The following is a 15,137-nucleotide window of genomic DNA, read 5'->3' as shown; positions in this document are numbered from 1 at the left end:
AACCCTTTGAGAAATCGCGCTTGCGCGGCCGGTAAACTCTGGCAACATGCATCAATAATACCAGCCGGACAAAGCAGCCGGCGGACAAAAACGGGGACGCGGGATCACATGTCGGTACGTTGGAGTTTGTTTGCGGCGACGGCCGTCGCGCTCATCGCCTTTGCCTTGCCGGCATCGGCCCAGACGCTGAAATATGCCAATCAGGGTGAGCTGAAGTCGCTGGATCCCTACACGCTGAAGGAAACCACGACGATCGCGCACCACGCGCATGTCTACGAAGGCCTCACCGCGCGCGACAAGGACCTCAAGATCATTCCGGCACTGGCGGAAAGCTGGGAGACGCTAACCCCGACCAAATGGCGCTTCCATCTGCGCAAGGGCGTGAAATTCCACAATGGCGATCCCTTCACCGCCGACGACGTGCTGTTCTCCGCCGACCGCGTCCGCGCCAAGGGCTCCAACTTCCTCAGCAACGTCCCGGCCGACGCCAAGTTCACCAAGGTCGACGACTACACGGTCGACGTGACGCTGGACTCGCCCAATCCCATCCTGACCTCGCAATGGGATAGCTGGTACATCATGGACAAGAAGTGGTGCGAGGAGAACAACTCGGTCGCACCGACGCCGGCTTCCGCAACCACACCGAGCTACGCGGCGCTGCACGAGAACGGCACCGGTCCGTTCACGATCGAGAGCCATCAGCCCGGCGTGAAGACCGTGTTCAAGGCGTTTCCGGGCTATTGGCGCAAGCCCGAACATAATCTCCAGGAGATCATCTTCACCCCGATCGGCTCCGACGCCACCCGCGTTGCCGCGCTGCTCTCGGGCGAGGTCGATGTCATCGAACCGGTTCCGCTGCAGGACATCCAGCGCGTCAATTCCAGCGGCATTGCCACCGTCATGACCGCGCCGGAGATCCGCACCATCTTCATCGGCATGGATATGGCGCGCGACGAGCTGCTGTATTCCAACGTCAAGGGCAAGAATCCCTTCAAGGACATCCGCGTCCGCGAAGCCTTCTACAAGACGATCGATGTCGACCTGATCAAGACCCGCGTGATGCGCGGCATGTCGACGCCCTCGACGCTGATGATCGCGCCCGAGCTCTATCCGCTGTCGAAGGAATTCACCCGGCCGAAACTCGATCCTGATGGTGCCAAGAAGCTGCTGGCCGATGCCGGCTACCCGAGCGGCTTCGAAGTCACGATGGATTGCCCGAACGACCGCTACGTCAACGACGCCGCGATCTGCCAGGCCGTGGTCGGCATGCTGGCCCGCATCGGCGTCAAGGTGAACCTGCTGGCGCAGCCGAAGGCGCAGTATTTCGCCAAGGTGCTGAAGCCGGGCGGCTACCAGACCTCGTTCTTCATGCTGGGCTGGACGCCGGCGACGTCAGACTCGCACAACGTGCTGCACGACATCCTCGGCTGCCGCGACGATCCGAAGGATGCAACGCGGGGCGAGGCCAATCTCGGCGGCTATTGCAACAAGGATATCGACGCGCTCACCGACAAGGTCCTGGTCGAGAGCGACACGGCCAAGCGCGACCAGTTGATCAAGCAGGCCTATGAGATCGTCATCAAGGATTACGGCTACATTCCGCTGCATCAGCAGCCGCTGGTGTGGGGTGTGTCGAAGAAGGTCAAATTGACCCAGCGCGCGGACAACCAGGTGTTGCTCTACTGGGCGACCAAGCAGGGTGAATAGTGGTTTCGGCGTATTGGGTCCCGGAAGCGCAGGCTTCCGGGACCTCGCGTTTTCGGGCCGCGCAAAGCCGCGCGCCAAATGTCAAAAGCAGTGAAAGGTAGAGATGCTCGCTTTCACTCTTCGCCGCCTCCTGCAGGCGATCGGCGTGATGCTCGCCGTAGGCGTCATTGCGTTCGCGATGTTCCGCTTCGCCGGCGATCCGGTGAACCAGATGGTCTCGATCGACACCTCGGCGGCGCAGCGCGCTGAAATCCGGCACTCGCTCGGCCTCGACGATCCCGTGCTGGTGCAGTTCGGCCGCTACTTCATCAATGCGCTGCAGTTCAAGTTCGGCGTCTCCTACCAATTCCGGCTGCCGGTCTCATCGCTGCTGGCGGAGCGCCTGCCGGCGACGCTGGAGCTCGCGATCTGCGCGACGGTGCTTGCGATGGTCGCCGGCATCCTGATGGGGGTCTATTCGGCGCTCCGCCGCGACACCATCCTCGCCAGATTATTCCAGGCGATATCGCTGATCGGCATTTCGCTGCCGACCTTCCTGATCGGCATCCTCCTGATCTATCTGTTCGCGGTGACCTTGGGCTGGCTGCCCTCCTTCGGCCGTGGCGAGGTGGTGAAGCTCGGCTGGTGGTCGACCGGGCTCCTCACCGTCTCCGGCTGGAAGGCGATCATCATGCCGGCGATCACGCTCGGACTGTTCCAGATGACCCTGATCATGCGGCTGGTGCGCGCCGAAATGCTGGAAGTGCTGCGGACCGACTATATCCGCTTCGCCCGCGCCCGCGGCCTGACCACGCGCGCGATCCATTTCGGCCATGCGCTGAAGAACACGCTGGTTCCGGTGATCACGGTGGCCGGCCTGCAGTTTGGCTCGGTTATTGCTTTCTCGATCATCACCGAAACCGTGTTCCAGTGGCCGGGCATGGGGCTTCTGTTCGTACAGGCCGTGCAAAACGTCGATATCCCGATCATGGCCGCGTATCTCCTGATGGTCTCGCTGATCTTCGTCACCATCAATCTGGTCGTCGACATCCTCTACACCGTGGTCGATCCGCGCTTGCGCTCGACCGTCAGCCGCGCGACGTGAGGGACCAACCGATGTCCGACGCCGTCGTCCCCCATCGCTCCGAGGATCACCCGCAGGCACCTGCCGGCTGGTTCAAACGCGCGCTCGACAGCGACATCTTCTATTCGTTCCGCCGATCCCGCCTGACGATGGTCGCCGCCGTGATCACGCTGTTGTTCTTCCTGCTGGCAATCTTCGCGTCATGGCTCGCGGTGCAGAACCCGTTCGATCCGGCACAGCTGCAGCTGATCAACTCGCGGATCGCACCGCTGTGGACCGCCGACGGCCAAAGCCCGTTCCTGCTCGGTACCGATGAGCAGGGCCGCGACGTCCTCTCCGCGATCCTTTTCGGGCTGCGCATCTCGCTTGCGGTCGGCGTGGCGGGCGTCGTCTTCGCCGGCGCGCTCGGCATCGCGCTTGGGCTGGTCGCCGGCTATTTCGGCGGCGCGGTGGACAGCGTGATCATGCGGATCGCCGACGTGCAGCTCACCTTCCCCGCGATCCTGATCGCGCTCCTGGTCAACGGCGTCGCCAAATCGCTGCTCGGCAACCGGCTCGACGAGATGAGCACGCTCGGCGTGCTGATCATCGCGATCGGCCTCAGTTTCTGGGTGCAATATGCCCGCACCGTGCGCGGCTCGGTGATGGTCGAGAAGAACAAGGACTATGTGGCCGCGGCACAGCTGATCGGCCTGCCGGCGCCGAAGATCCTGCTGCGGCACGTGCTGCCGAACACGATGGGCCCGATCCTCGTCATCGCCACCATTAACCTCGCGCTTGCGATCATCACCGAGGCGACGCTGTCGTTCCTCGGCGCAGGCATGCCCGACACCATGCCCTCGCTCGGCACCCTTATCCGGATCGGCAACAACTATCTGTTTGCCGGCGAATGGTGGATCGTCGCCTTCCCGGGCATCGCCCTGGCCGGCCTGATCCTCTCCATCAACCTGCTCGGCGACTGGCTGCGCGACGCACTCAACCCAAAGCTCCGATGACCCAGCCCGTTCTCTCCGTGCGCAATCTCGAGGTGGAATTCGTCACCCGCCGCGCCACCTTGCGCGCCATCAACGGCGTGTCGTTCGACATCGCCAAGGGCGAGGTGCTCGGCGTGGTCGGCGAGTCCGGCGCCGGCAAGTCGGTCACCGGCCTTGCCGTGATCGGGCTGATCGATCCGCCCGGCCGCATCGCGGCCGGCGAGATCGAGCTGTCGGGCACGCGGATCGACCACCTTCCGCTGGAGGAGATCCGCCGCGTCAGGGGCAAGCGGATCGGCATGATTTTCCAGGATCCGCTGACCAGCCTCAATCCGCTCTACCGGATCGGCGACCAGATCATCGAGACCATCCGCACCCACACCAGCCTGAGCGAAAGCGCCGCGCGCCGGCGCGCCATCGATCTACTGGCCGAGGTCGGCATCCCCGCGCCGGAAAAGCGCATCGACGGCTACCCGCACGAATTCTCCGGCGGCATGCGCCAGCGCGTCGTCATTGCGCTTGCTATCTGCGCCGAGCCGGAGCTGATCATCGCCGACGAGCCGACCACCGCGCTCGACGTCTCGGTGCAGGCGCAGATCATCGCGCTGATCAAGCGGCTCGGCCGCGACCACGGCACGGCGGTGATGCTGGTGACCCACGACATGGGCGTGATCGCGGAGACCTGCGACCGCGTCGCGGTGATGTATTCGGGCCGCATCGCCGAGATCGGCCCGGTGCAGGAGGTGGTGCGCAACCCGCTGCATCCCTACGCCAGGGGCCTGATGGGCGCGATCCCGACCCTTGCCGGCGAGGACAAGCGCCTGGTGCAGATTCCCGGCTCGATGCCGCGGCTGTCGGCGATCCCGCCGGGCTGCCCGTTCAATCCGCGCTGCGCGTTTGCGTTCGATCGCTGCCGCGTCGAACGCCCCGAGCCGATCCGGCAAGGCACGCAATCCGTCGCCTGCCACCTGTTCGAGCCCGCGAAGGAGACCGCGGCATGAGCGGGACATTGATCGAGGTCAGGAATTTGCGCCGCGTCTTCGACGTCTCGAAACCGTGGCTCAACCGCGTGATCGAGGGCGGCCATCCCGAATTCCTCAAAGCCGTCGACGCGTCAGCTTCGACATCAAGCGCGGCGAGACCTTTGCGCTGGTCGGCGAATCCGGCTCGGGCAAGACCACGGTCGCGCGGATGGTCGTCGGCCTGTTGCCACCGAGCTCGGGCGAAGTCGTCATCGACGGGGTCTCGATGACCGATCCGCGGCAGGGCCAGGCGCGCCGCCGGCTGCGCCGGCGCATCCAGATGGTGTTTCAGGACCCCTATGCCAGCCTCAACCCGCGCTACCGGGTCGCCGCCATCGTCGCCGAACCGATCCGCGCCTTCGACCTGATCCAGGGCGAGCGCGGCATCAAGGCCCGGGTCGGCGAATTGCTCTCGCTGGTCGGCCTGCACCCAGACGACGGCCAGAAATTCCCGCACGAATTTTCCGGCGGCCAGCGCCAGCGCATCGCGATCGCCCGCGCACTGGCGTCCGAGGCCGAGTTCATCGTCTGCGACGAGCCGACCTCGGCGCTCGACGTCTCGGTGCAGGCGCAGATCCTCAATCTGATGCGCGACCTGCAGGACAAGTTCGGCCTGACCTATCTCTTCATCAGCCACAATCTCGCGGTCGTCCGCCACATGGCGAGCCGGATCGGCGTGATGTATCTCGGCCGCATCGTCGAGATCGCCGAGGGCCGAAGATTGTTCGAGAACCCGCGGATGCCCTACACCAAGATGCTGCTCGGCGCGGTTCCGGATCTTGCGATGTCCGGCCGCCAGCGCGTCCCGGTCAAGGGCGAGATTCCCAACCCGATCGATCCGCCGCGGGGCTGCTCGTTCAATCCGCGCTGTCCCCTCGCCTTCGATCTGTGCCGCGAGAAGACGCCGGAACTGATCGACGGCGTCGCCTGCCACGCCGTCAACAGCCCTGCCGCCGCCGTCCCGGCATGATCACGCGGATGGGAGCGGCCATGTCCACCAAGCGGTTGGCATACCAGCCCGGCTGTGATCAAGTGCGCGCGCAAAAAGCCCAACAAGCCGCCGAACGGTGAATAGCCATGAGCAACGTCAACCCCGATCCATTCACCACCAGGCCGGAGATCGAAGGCACCTTCGGCGTCGTCACCTCGACGCACTGGATCGCCACCGCGGTCGGCATGGCGACGCTGGAGAAAGGCGGCAACGCCTTTGATGCGGGCGTTGCAGCTGCCTTCACCCTGCAAGTGGTCGAGCCGCATCTGAACGGCCCCGGCGGCGACGTCCCGATCATCGTGCACGACGTCAAGCGCGGCAAGAGCGAGGTGATCTGCGGCCAGGGCCCAGCGCCGGCGAAGGCGACGATCGCGCATTATCGCAGCGAAGGCCTCGAAATGGTGCCCGGCACCGGCCTGCTCGCCGCCTGCGTGCCCGGCACGTTCGAAACCTGGATGCTGCTGCTGCGCGACTACGGCACATTGCGGCTGCGCGACGTGCTGGAGCCCGCGATCGGCTACGCCCGTGACGGCCATCCGCTGGTCGAGCGCGCCTCCGCCACCATCAAGACCGTCGAGCAGCTGTTCCGGAAATACTGGACCACATCGGCCGACGTCTATCTGCCCAACGGCGAGGTGCCGAAGCCCGGCACACTCTTCACCAACAAGAAGCTCGCGGAAACTTACACACGCATCCTCACCGAGGCGGAGAGCGCCGGCGGTGACCGCGTGGCACAGATCGAGCGCGCCCGGCAGGCCTGGTCGAAAGGCTTCGTCGCCGAGGCGATCGACAGGTTCTGCCGCACCCAGGAGGTGATGGACGTCTCCGGCTCGCCGCACCGCGGCGTGCTGTCGGCCGACGACATGGCGCGCTGGCAGCCGACCATCGAGGCGCCGCTGACCTACGACTATGGCCGCTACACCGTGCAGAAGGCCGGCGTCTGGAGCCAGGGTCCGGTGATGCTGCAGCAGCTCGCGCTGCTCAAGGGTTTTGAGCTCGACGGGCTCGATCCCGCGGGCCCCGACTTCATCCATCTGCAGATCGAAGCCGCCAAGCTCGCCTATGCCGATCGCGAGACGTTCTACGGCGACCCGAAGTTCACCGACATCCCGATCGAGACGCTGCTGTCCGACGCCTATAACAACGAGCGGCGCAAGCTGATCTCGAAGGACAAGGCTTCGCTCGACTTCCGCCCCGGCTCGGTCGCAGGTTTCGGCGGCGTCGTGAAGCTGCGCCACGCCGAAGGGCATCGCGAAGCGGTCGGCGCCATGGGTGCGGGCGAGCCGACGGTCGGCCGGTTCGGCGAGGTGCGCGGCGACACCGTGCATTTCGACATCATCGACAAGGCCGGCAACATGATCTCGGCGACGCCGTCCGGCGGCTGGCTGCAATCCTCGCCTGTGATTCCCGAGATCGGCTTCTGCCTCGGCAGCCGCGCCCAGATGTTCTGGCTGGAAGAAAACCACCCCGCCTCGCTGGCGCCGGGCAAGCGGCCGCGCACCACGCTGTCACCGACCATGGCGCTGCGCGACGGCGAGCCGTATCTCTCCTGGGGCTCGCCGGGCGGCGACCAGCAGGACCAGTGGATCACGCAGTTCTTCCTGCGCCATGTCCATGCAAAACTGAATTTGCAGGAAGCGATCGACGCGCCGGCCTGGCACTCCGAGCATTTCCCGATCTCGTTCTGGCCGCGGACCTCGCGCCCCGGCGTGCTGGTGCTGGAAAACCGCGTGCCGAAATCGACCATCGACGAATTGAAGCGCCGCGGCCATGTGGTGGAGATTGGCCCCGACTGGTCGGAAGGCCGCCTCACCGCGGCCTCGAAGGTCGGTCCCCGTCGCCGCGCCGCCGCCAACCCGCGCGGCATGCAGGGTTACGCCGCAGGCCGCTAGAGACGAGATGATCGCCACAGCATGATGACGTCGCGTCGGATCGCAGAGCGAGCTCCAAACTCCACCTCGCCCCGCCTGCGGGGAGAGGTCGGAATTCAAGCGCAGCTTGAATTCCGGGTGAGGGGGAATCTCCGCATACTCGATTTGCACTGTCTTCGTGGATCCAGCCCCTCACCCCAACCCTCTCCTCGCAAAGAGCGGGGAGAGGGGAAAGAGACATGAGATGACCTGGTCGATCATCGCCCGCGACAGCGCCACCGGCCAGCTCGGCATCGCCGTCGCGACGCGGTTCTTTGCGGTCGGCGCGCTCGTACCGCACATCACACCCGGGATCGGCGCCATCGCGACGCAGGCGCTGGTCAATCCCTATTACGGCATCGATGGCCTCGCGCTGCTGCGCGGCGGCAACAGCCCACATGATGTGATCGCGGCGCTCATCGCGCCCGACGGCGGTCGCGAAAGCCGGCAGGTGCATGTCATGGACAGCAAGGGCCGCATCGCCGCGCATTCCGGCAGAGATTGCATCGATTGGTTCGGCCATATCGCGGGCGACGGCTTCTCGATCGCCGGCAACATGCTGACCGGGCCTGCGGTGCTCGATGAGACCGCGCGCGTCTATGCCGCGAATGAAGCGCTTCCGTTGGCGGAGCGGCTGATCAAGGCGATGTTCGCCGGCGAGGCGGCCGGCGGCGACAAGCGCGGCAAGCAGTCGGCGGCGCTGCTGATCCACGCCACCGAAGAATGGCCGATGCTCGACCTGCGGGTCGACGACCATGCCGATCCCTTGCGCGAGTTGGAGCGGCTGGAAGCGGTCAGCCGCGAGCATTGGGTGCCGTTCCGGAGCTTCATGCCGACCCGCGCCAACCCGGCCGGAACCAGCGACCGCGCCAAGATCGACGCCGGCATCGCAGCGGCATCCAAGAGCCGCGAATGACCGCCGGCCCGCTGATCGAGCTCGAGGGCCTGCGCGTCACCTTCCAGGGTGACGACGGCCGCATCACGCATGCCGTCGACAGCGTCGATCTGTCGGTCGCCAACGGCGCCACGCTCGGCCTAGTCGGCGAGTCCGGTTGCGGCAAGAGCGTGACCTCGCTCGCGATCATGGGGCTACTGCCGAAGCAGTCCGCCGCGGTCTCCGGCGCGATCCGCTTCGACGGATTCGACCTGCTCGACGTGCCGGATGCGACGCTGCGCGACCTGCGCGGCAATCGCCTCGCGATGATCTTCCAGGAGCCGATGACCTCGCTCAACCCGAGCTTCACCATCGGCGACCAGATCACCGAGACGATTCTGCGCCACCGCGGCGGCTGCCGGCGCGCGGCGCGCGAGCGCACCATCGAGCTGCTGCGCCGCGTGCATATCCCCTCGCCCGAGAAACGCATCGACGAGTTTCCGCACAAGCTGTCCGGCGGCATGCGCCAGCGCGTGATGATCGCGATGGCGCTGGCCTGTGACCCGCAGCTCTTGATCGCCGACGAGCCGACCACCGCGCTCGACGTGACGTTGCAGGCGCAGATCCTCGATCTGATGCGCGAGCTGAAGGCCGCGAGCGGCGCGGCGATCATCTTGATCACCCACGATCTCGGCGTCGTCGCCGAAGTCTGCGACGAGGTCGCGGTGATGTATGCCGGCGAGATCGTCGAGCGTGCGCCGGTCGATGAACTGTTTGCCAATCCGCAGCATCCCTACACGGTCGGCCTGCTCGGCTCGATCCCGCGGCTCGATCGCCGCACCAGCCACCTCGCCACCATCGAGGGCATGGTGCCGAACATGGCGAACCCGCCTGCGGGATGCCGCTTCGCCGCGCGCTGCCCGTTCGTCGAGAGTGGCTGCACCCAGTCGCCGCCGCCGCTGGCGATGCTGAGCGCGACCCACGCCTCGCGCTGCATCCGCGCGCCGCTGGAACGGCTGGTGTCATGACTGCGCTGCTCGAGGTCGACGGGCTGGTGAAGCATTTCGTCGCCGAACGCTCGGTGTTCGGCCGGCCGACGGCGCATGTAAAGGCGGTCGACGGCGTCAGTTTCACGGTCGAGGCCGGCAAGACGCTGGCGCTGGTCGGCGAATCCGGCTGCGGCAAATCCACCGTCAGCCGGCTGGTGCTGCGGCTGATCGAGCCGGACGCCGGCCGTATCCGCTTCGAGGGTCGCGACCTCGGCGCCTTCGATGCCGAGCAATTGCGCGCGTTCCGCCGCGACGCGCAGCTGATCTTCCAGGACCCTTACGCCTCACTCAACCCGCGCATGACGGTGAGCCAGATCCTGACGGAGCCGCTGGCGCTGCATAATCTCGTGCCCAATTCGGGCCGCCGCGAGCGGGTCGAGGAGCTGTTGCGTCTGGTCGGGCTCGAGCCGCGCTTCGCGCGCCGCTATCCGCACGAATTCTCCGGCGGCCAGCGCCAGCGCATCGCGATCGCGCGTGCGCTCGCGGTCGAGCCGAAGTTGATCATCTGCGACGAGCCGGTGTCGGCGCTCGATGTCTCGATCCGCTCGCAGATATTGAATTTGCTGCGCGACCTGCAGGATCGCCTGAAGCTCGCCTACATCTTCGTCTCGCACGATCTGGCCGTGGTGAAGCACATCGCCGACCGCGTCGCCGTGATGAATCTCGGCACCATCGTCGAGACGGCCGAGGCGCATGCGCTGTTCGCCGCCCCGCGCCATCCCTACAGCCGCGCATTGCTATCGGCGATCCCGGTGCCGAAGCCGCGCGCGAAGCGCAGCCGAATCGTACTGGAGGGTGAGCTGCCGAGCGCGCTCAATCCACCCTCCGGCTGCCGCTTCCATACCCGTTGCCCCTATGTGATCGCGCGCTGCCGCAGCGAGATTCCAGGATTGCTGGCAGACAGCACAGGCCACGCCACGGCCTGTCACCGCACCGCGGAGCTACCGCCCGGGGAAAACATCGTTCCCGCCGACGGCGGCTTCTCGCCGTCGCTGGAGAAATTGGTGGCGGCCTTCAGCGGAGCCGCGGAAGGGGCCGGCTGCGGCCGGGTTGGTAAGGTCGGGACGGGGCCGCAGGCATGATGATGGGGAGTTGCGCGATGAGGATGTTTCGTTTGGCGGCGGCTGCCGCCGCCCTGCTGCTGTCGCTGGCGGCCAGCGCGCAGGCGCAGACCACGCTGCGGATCGGCCTTGCCGAGGATCCCGACGTGCTCGATCCGACCATGGCGCGCACCTATGTCGGCCGTATCGTGTTCGCCGCGCTGTGCGACAAGCTGTTCGACATCGACGAGAAGCTGAACATCGTGCCGCAGCTCGCGCTGTCGCACGAGACCTCCGCCGACGGCAAGGAGGTCACCATCAAGCTCAGGCCGGGCGTCAAATTCCAGGACGGTGAGCCGCTCGATGCGGAAGCGGCCAAATTCTCGCTGGAGCGGCATCTGACCTTCCCCGGCTCGTTCCGCAAGCCGGAGCTTGCCAGCATCGATCACATCGACGTCGTCGATCCCCTGACCATCAAGCTCGTGCTCAAGGCGCCGTTCTCGCCGCTGATCGCGCAGCTCACCGACCGCGCCGGGATGATGGTGTCGCCCAAGGCCGCGAAGGCGGCCGGCGACAAGTTCGGCCTGCATCCGGTCTGCGCCGGTCCCTACAAATTCGTCGAGCGCGTGCAGCAGGACCGCATCGTGCTGGAGAAATTTGCCGACTACTGGAACAAGGACAACGTCTTCATCGATCGCATCGTCTATCTGCCGATCGTGGACGCCACGGTGCGGCTCGCCAATCTGAAATCCGGCGGGCTCGATTTGATCGAGCGCGTGCTCGCGACCGACCTGAAGGACGTGCGCGCCGACTCGCGCCTGAAGGTGTCGAGCGCGATCGAGCTCGGCTATCAAGGCGTCACGCTCAACATCGGCAAGGACAAGGCCAAGGGCCCCCTCAGCCAATCCGCCAAGGTCCGGCAGGCACTCGATCTGTCGATCGACCGCGAGGCGATCAACCAGGTCGTCTTCAACGGCGAGTTCAAGCCCGGAAACCAGTGGGTCAGCCCGGATCATCCGTATTACCAGAAGGAATTTCCGATCCGTCCCCGCGACGTCGAAAAGGCCAAGGCGCTGTTGAAGGAGGCTGGCGTGACGCCGCCGGTCAGCGTCGACTTCATGGTGCCGAAGGGACCGGAGACCGAGGCCACCGCGCAGGTCATGCAGTCGATGGCGGCAGAGGCCGGCTTCGACCTGAAGATCCGCGTCACCGAATTCGCAACGTCGCTGAAGCAGGCCGAGGCCGGCGAGTACCAGGCTTATATGCTGGCGTGGAGCGGCCGCATCGATCCCGACGGCAATTCCTACGTCTTCCTGCACAAGGACGCGCCGCAAAACTACAGCGCCTGGGCCAATCCCGAGGCCGACAAGGCGCTCGACGATGCCCGCCTCACCACCGACATGGCGCAGCGCAAGGCGATCTACGCCAAGCTGACGAAGCTCGAGCTCGAGGATGAAGCCATTCTCTATATCTACCACCGCCGCATCATCATCGCGCACACCACAAAGCTCGACGGCTACAAGCAGATGCCGGATGGCCTCGTGCGCGTGGTCGGATTGAAGCTGAAGTGATCGCGCCAGTGTCCGGGACACGAGCATCGCCATGCTGAACTTCCTCGCCAAGCGGCTGGTTCAGATCGTGCCGACGCTGTTCTTCGTCTCGGTGCTGATCTTCTCGCTGCAGCATCTGCTGCCGGGCGATCCGGCGCTGGTGATGGCCGGCGAGGAGCGCGACCCAGCTGTCATCGCGCAGATCCGCGCGCAGTACCATCTCGATCAGCCGATCCCGGTGCAATACGTCTACTGGATCAAGGGCGTGCTGTCGGGCGATTTCGGCGAGTCCCTGCGCAACAAGATGCCGGTGCTGGAGCTGATCGCGCAGAAGCTGCCGGTGACGCTGCAGCTTGCCGCGATGGCGATCGTGATCGCGTTCCTGATCGGGATTCCCGCCGGCATCGTCTCGGCGGTGAAGAAAGGCACCGCCTGGGATTACGGCGCCAATCTGTTCGCGCTGTGGGGGATCTCGACGCCGAACTTCTGGCTCGGCATCATGCTGATCTTCCTGTTCTCCATTGAACTGGGCTGGCTGCCGGCCTCCGGCTATGTGCCGCTGAGCGAGAACTGGCGCGCCAGCATCGCCGCCACCATCATGCCGGCCTTCGTGCTCGGCAATGCGATCGCCGCGATCCTGATGCGGCACACACGAAGCGCCATGCTGCAGGTATTGGAGAGCGACTATGTCCGCACTGCGCGCGCCAAAGGCCTGTCCGAGCGCACGGTCATCCTCAAACATGCGATGCGCAACGCGCTGACGCCGATCATCACGCTCGGCGCGCTCGAGCTCGGCACGCTGCTGTCGGGCGCTGTTCTCACCGAGCAGATCTTCTCGATCCCGGGCTTTGGCAAGCTGATCGTCGATGCCGTGTTCAACCGCGATTATGCCGTCGTGCAGGGCGTGGTGCTGACGACCGCGACGATCTACATCACGCTCAACCTGATCGCCGACATCGCCTATATCCTCGTCAACCCGCGGCTGAGGGGCTGACCGGATGACGGACACAACGCTCGGGACATCAGCTTCGCTTGCCGCGGCCGAGACGCTGGAGAGCCCGGCGCGGCGCGCCTGGCGGCGGCTGATCCGGCGCAAGGGCGCGGTGCTCGGCCTCGTCGTGACTGCGCTCTTCATCCTGCTCGCCGTGTTCGCACCGTTGATCGTGCCCTATGATCCGATCGCGACCAGCTGGTCGCTGGTGCGCAAGGCGCCGTCGCTGCAACACTGGTTCGGCACCGACGAGCTCGGCCGCGACGTGCTCGCGCGCGTCGTGTTCGGCGCCCGCGCCTCGCTGCTTGCCGGCGTCATCTCGGTCGGCATCGCGCTTGCGATCGGCGTGCCGCTCGGCCTCCTCGCCGGCTATCGCGGCGGCTTCATCGATGGGCTGATCAGCCGCATCACCGATGCGATGCTGGCCTGCCCGTTCCTGATCCTGGCGATCGCGCTCGCAGCGTTCCTCGGGCCGAGCCTCGGCAATGCGATGATCGCGATCGGCGTCTCGGCGACCCCGATCTTCATCCGCCTGACCCGCGGCCAGGTGATGAGCGTCAAGGTCGAGGACTATGTCGAGGCGGCGCGCGCCATGGGCAATCCGCGCTGGCGCATCGCGCTGGTCCACATCCTGCCCAACATCCTGCCGGCGCTGCTGGTGCAGGCGACGCTGTCGATCGCAGCCGCCATCATCGCCGAGGCCGCACTGTCCTTCCTCGGCCTCGGCCAGCAGCCGCCGGCGCCGTCCTGGGGCAGCATGCTCAACGCCGCGCAGCGCTTCCTCACCAGCGCGCCGTGGATGGCGGTCTGGCCGGGGCTTGCAATCTTCCTGGTCGTGCTGTCGTTCAATCTGGTCGGCGACGGCCTGCGCGACGCGCTCGATCCGAAGGCGCGGTGATACGTCCTCGTCCTATCACAGCGAGCACAGTGTCTGACCCGTCATCCTGAGGTGGCCGCTTCTTCAGCGGCCCTCGAAGGATCGACGGCCGCCAGCCGGGCCGTGCATCCTTCGAGGCTCGCTCCGCTCGCACCTCAGGATGACGGGGAAGAATCTGGGCGCAGTCCCAGCCGCGTCATTGCGAGCGAAGCGAAGCAATCCATCGGTCCATGTATGCGGAGCGATGGATTGCTTCGTCGCTTCGCTCCTCTCAATGACGACGGCTGGTTTCTCCGAAAGCTAGATCACCACCTCGCGCAGCACCCTGCGGCAATCCATCTCGTATTCGAGATCGACCACCGGCGGGCGGCAGAAGTGCCAGGTCAGGCCGGAGCGCGTCGCGCCGCGGCGGACCAGCTCGTCGACGATCACGGGGTGGATGTCGTGCACGGTGTAGGCCTGCACCGCCGTCGTCTCCTGCCAGCTGAAGCTGAATTCAGCGAGGCGGCGCTCCATCTCGCCAGCGGTGAAGCGGACCTTCTCCCGCCACGCGCCGGGGCTGAGATCGCGATAGCAGACGATGCGGTCGGGATAGCTGGCCGTGCCGCTGCGCGCCTCGGCGCCGCCCGCGATCACGAAGGACGGCGATGTGGTCGTGCTCGGCCGTGTGAACGAGAACGCGTAGAACGATGGCTCCGCAGGCGGATCGATCTCGGGACAGACGTTGCTGCGCGCAAGCGGATTGATAGTGCCGTCGAACAGCCCCCATTCGGCAAGCGTCTTGACGTAGTGCTGGTTGAAGGCACGGAAACCGTCCTCAGTGAAGGCGGCCGGCGAGCGCAATTCGCAGGCGCAGAACGCGGTCAGCGGCCGGCCGGCGTCCTTGATGTAGGCCGCAATCCGCGCAAAGCCTTCCGCAAGCGGCACCAGGCGATCGAAGCGGACCCGCTCGATCTCATAGCCGGCGTTCGCCTGCGCGCCGCTGGAATATTGGAACACGGCCGGAATGAACCGGTAATTGCCCGCCGCAAACTCGCTCGCCATGCCTGCTTCCTCCGGATTTCCGTAAGGCTAGTACTTTCTGCCCGC

The 15,137-nt window shown here is 65.8% G+C and carries 12 protein-coding genes and 1 pseudogene; 12 read left to right on the top strand and 1 reads right to left on the bottom strand.

Annotated elements, in window-relative coordinates; genetic code table 11:
* The first annotated feature begins 108 nt into the window (after nucleotides 1-108).
* The 12 genes and pseudogenes from AKN84_RS34030 to AKN84_RS33975 all read left to right on the top strand — a co-directional run bounded on the left by AKN84_RS34030 (nucleotide 109) and on the right by AKN84_RS33975 (nucleotide 14,069).
* Nucleotides 109-1,707: an ABC transporter substrate-binding protein gene (locus tag AKN84_RS34030; RefSeq protein ID WP_050424840.1), complete on the top strand. Its 1,599-nt coding sequence runs from the start codon at nucleotides 109-111 to the stop codon at nucleotides 1,705-1,707.
* Between the two features lie 103 nt (nucleotides 1,708-1,810).
* Nucleotides 1,811-2,791 (top strand): ABC transporter permease, encoded by a 981-nt coding sequence (locus tag AKN84_RS34025; protein WP_050424839.1) that lies wholly within the window; start codon nucleotides 1,811-1,813, stop codon nucleotides 2,789-2,791.
* A gap of 11 nt (nucleotides 2,792-2,802) precedes the next feature.
* On the top strand, nucleotides 2,803-3,765 hold the full coding sequence (locus tag AKN84_RS34020; protein WP_050424838.1) for an ABC transporter permease: 963 nt from the start codon (nucleotides 2,803-2,805) through the stop codon (nucleotides 3,763-3,765).
* A complete protein-coding gene (locus AKN84_RS34015; RefSeq protein WP_050424837.1) occupies nucleotides 3,762-4,745 on the top strand; it encodes an ABC transporter ATP-binding protein in 984 nt (327 codons plus the stop codon). Before AKN84_RS34020 ends, AKN84_RS34015 begins: the two co-directional genes overlap by 4 nt.
* Nucleotides 4,742-5,736 (top strand): annotated as a pseudogene (locus AKN84_RS34010) (ABC transporter ATP-binding protein). The gene AKN84_RS34015 and the pseudogene AKN84_RS34010 overlap by 4 nt, the downstream one beginning before the upstream one ends.
* Nucleotides 5,737-5,843: 107 nt before the next feature.
* Nucleotides 5,844-7,649, top strand: coding sequence for a gamma-glutamyltransferase family protein (locus AKN84_RS34005; protein ID WP_050424836.1), 1,806 nt, complete (start codon nucleotides 5,844-5,846; stop codon nucleotides 7,647-7,649).
* A 223-nt stretch (nucleotides 7,650-7,872) separates the two neighbouring features.
* Nucleotides 7,873-8,583: a DUF1028 domain-containing protein gene (locus AKN84_RS34000; RefSeq protein WP_050424835.1), complete on the top strand. Its 711-nt coding sequence runs from the start codon at nucleotides 7,873-7,875 to the stop codon at nucleotides 8,581-8,583.
* Entirely contained in the window at nucleotides 8,580-9,569 is a 990-nt protein-coding gene (locus tag AKN84_RS33995) for an ABC transporter ATP-binding protein (RefSeq protein ID WP_050424834.1), read from the top strand. Before AKN84_RS34000 ends, AKN84_RS33995 begins: the two co-directional genes overlap by 4 nt.
* Nucleotides 9,566-10,672 (top strand): ABC transporter ATP-binding protein, encoded by a 1,107-nt coding sequence (locus tag AKN84_RS33990; protein ID WP_050424833.1) that lies wholly within the window; start codon nucleotides 9,566-9,568, stop codon nucleotides 10,670-10,672. Before AKN84_RS33995 ends, AKN84_RS33990 begins: the two co-directional genes overlap by 4 nt.
* A gap of 17 nt (nucleotides 10,673-10,689) precedes the next feature.
* Nucleotides 10,690-12,201, top strand: coding sequence for an ABC transporter substrate-binding protein (locus tag AKN84_RS33985; protein ID WP_050424832.1), 1,512 nt, complete (start codon nucleotides 10,690-10,692; stop codon nucleotides 12,199-12,201).
* 31 nt (nucleotides 12,202-12,232) lie between these two features.
* Nucleotides 12,233-13,174, top strand: a complete 942-nt coding sequence (locus AKN84_RS33980; RefSeq protein ID WP_050424831.1) for an ABC transporter permease — start codon at nucleotides 12,233-12,235, stop codon at nucleotides 13,172-13,174.
* A 4-nt stretch (nucleotides 13,175-13,178) separates the two neighbouring features.
* Entirely contained in the window at nucleotides 13,179-14,069 is an 891-nt protein-coding gene (locus tag AKN84_RS33975; protein ID WP_050424830.1) for an ABC transporter permease, read from the top strand.
* Between the two features lie 279 nt (nucleotides 14,070-14,348).
* On the opposite strand, the gene cnbZ is transcribed toward AKN84_RS33975, so the two are convergent.
* Complete coding sequence (cnbZ, locus tag AKN84_RS33970; RefSeq protein WP_050424829.1) at nucleotides 14,349-15,092, bottom strand: 2-amino-5-chloromuconate deaminase CnbZ; 744 nt, start codon at nucleotides 15,090-15,092, stop codon at nucleotides 14,349-14,351.
* Nucleotides 15,093-15,137: the final 45 nt, after the last annotated feature.

This window comes from Bradyrhizobium tropiciagri (assembly GCF_001189845.1).
In the GTDB taxonomy this organism is placed as follows: domain Bacteria; phylum Pseudomonadota; class Alphaproteobacteria; order Rhizobiales; family Xanthobacteraceae; genus Bradyrhizobium; species Bradyrhizobium tropiciagri.
The sequence above is the reverse complement of the archived record's forward strand: the minus strand, read 5'-3'. Positions and strand labels throughout refer to the sequence as shown.

Bases quoted from the DNA above. Each gene is read 5' to 3' on its own strand.
- AKN84_RS33990 (WP_050424833.1), top strand. From the start codon at position 9,566: ATGACTGCGCTGCTCGAGGTCGACGGGCTGGTGAAGCATTTCGTCGCC.
- AKN84_RS34030 (WP_050424840.1), top strand. From the start codon at position 109: ATGTCGGTACGTTGGAGTTTGTTTGCGGCGACGGCCGTCGCGCTCATC.
- AKN84_RS33995 (WP_050424834.1), top strand. From the start codon at position 8,580: ATGACCGCCGGCCCGCTGATCGAGCTCGAGGGCCTGCGCGTCACCTTC.
- AKN84_RS34015 (WP_050424837.1), top strand. From the start codon at position 3,762: ATGACCCAGCCCGTTCTCTCCGTGCGCAATCTCGAGGTGGAATTCGTC.
- AKN84_RS33980 (WP_050424831.1), top strand. From the start codon at position 12,233: ATGCTGAACTTCCTCGCCAAGCGGCTGGTTCAGATCGTGCCGACGCTG.
- AKN84_RS34000 (WP_050424835.1), top strand. From the start codon at position 7,873: ATGACCTGGTCGATCATCGCCCGCGACAGCGCCACCGGCCAGCTCGGC.
- AKN84_RS33985 (WP_050424832.1), top strand. From the start codon at position 10,690: ATGAGGATGTTTCGTTTGGCGGCGGCTGCCGCCGCCCTGCTGCTGTCG.
- AKN84_RS34005 (WP_050424836.1), top strand. From the start codon at position 5,844: ATGAGCAACGTCAACCCCGATCCATTCACCACCAGGCCGGAGATCGAA.
- AKN84_RS33975 (WP_050424830.1), top strand. From the start codon at position 13,179: ATGACGGACACAACGCTCGGGACATCAGCTTCGCTTGCCGCGGCCGAG.
- AKN84_RS34020 (WP_050424838.1), top strand. From the start codon at position 2,803: ATGTCCGACGCCGTCGTCCCCCATCGCTCCGAGGATCACCCGCAGGCA.
- cnbZ (WP_050424829.1), bottom strand. From the start codon at position 15,092: ATGGCGAGCGAGTTTGCGGCGGGCAATTACCGGTTCATTCCGGCCGTG.
- AKN84_RS34025 (WP_050424839.1), top strand. From the start codon at position 1,811: ATGCTCGCTTTCACTCTTCGCCGCCTCCTGCAGGCGATCGGCGTGATG.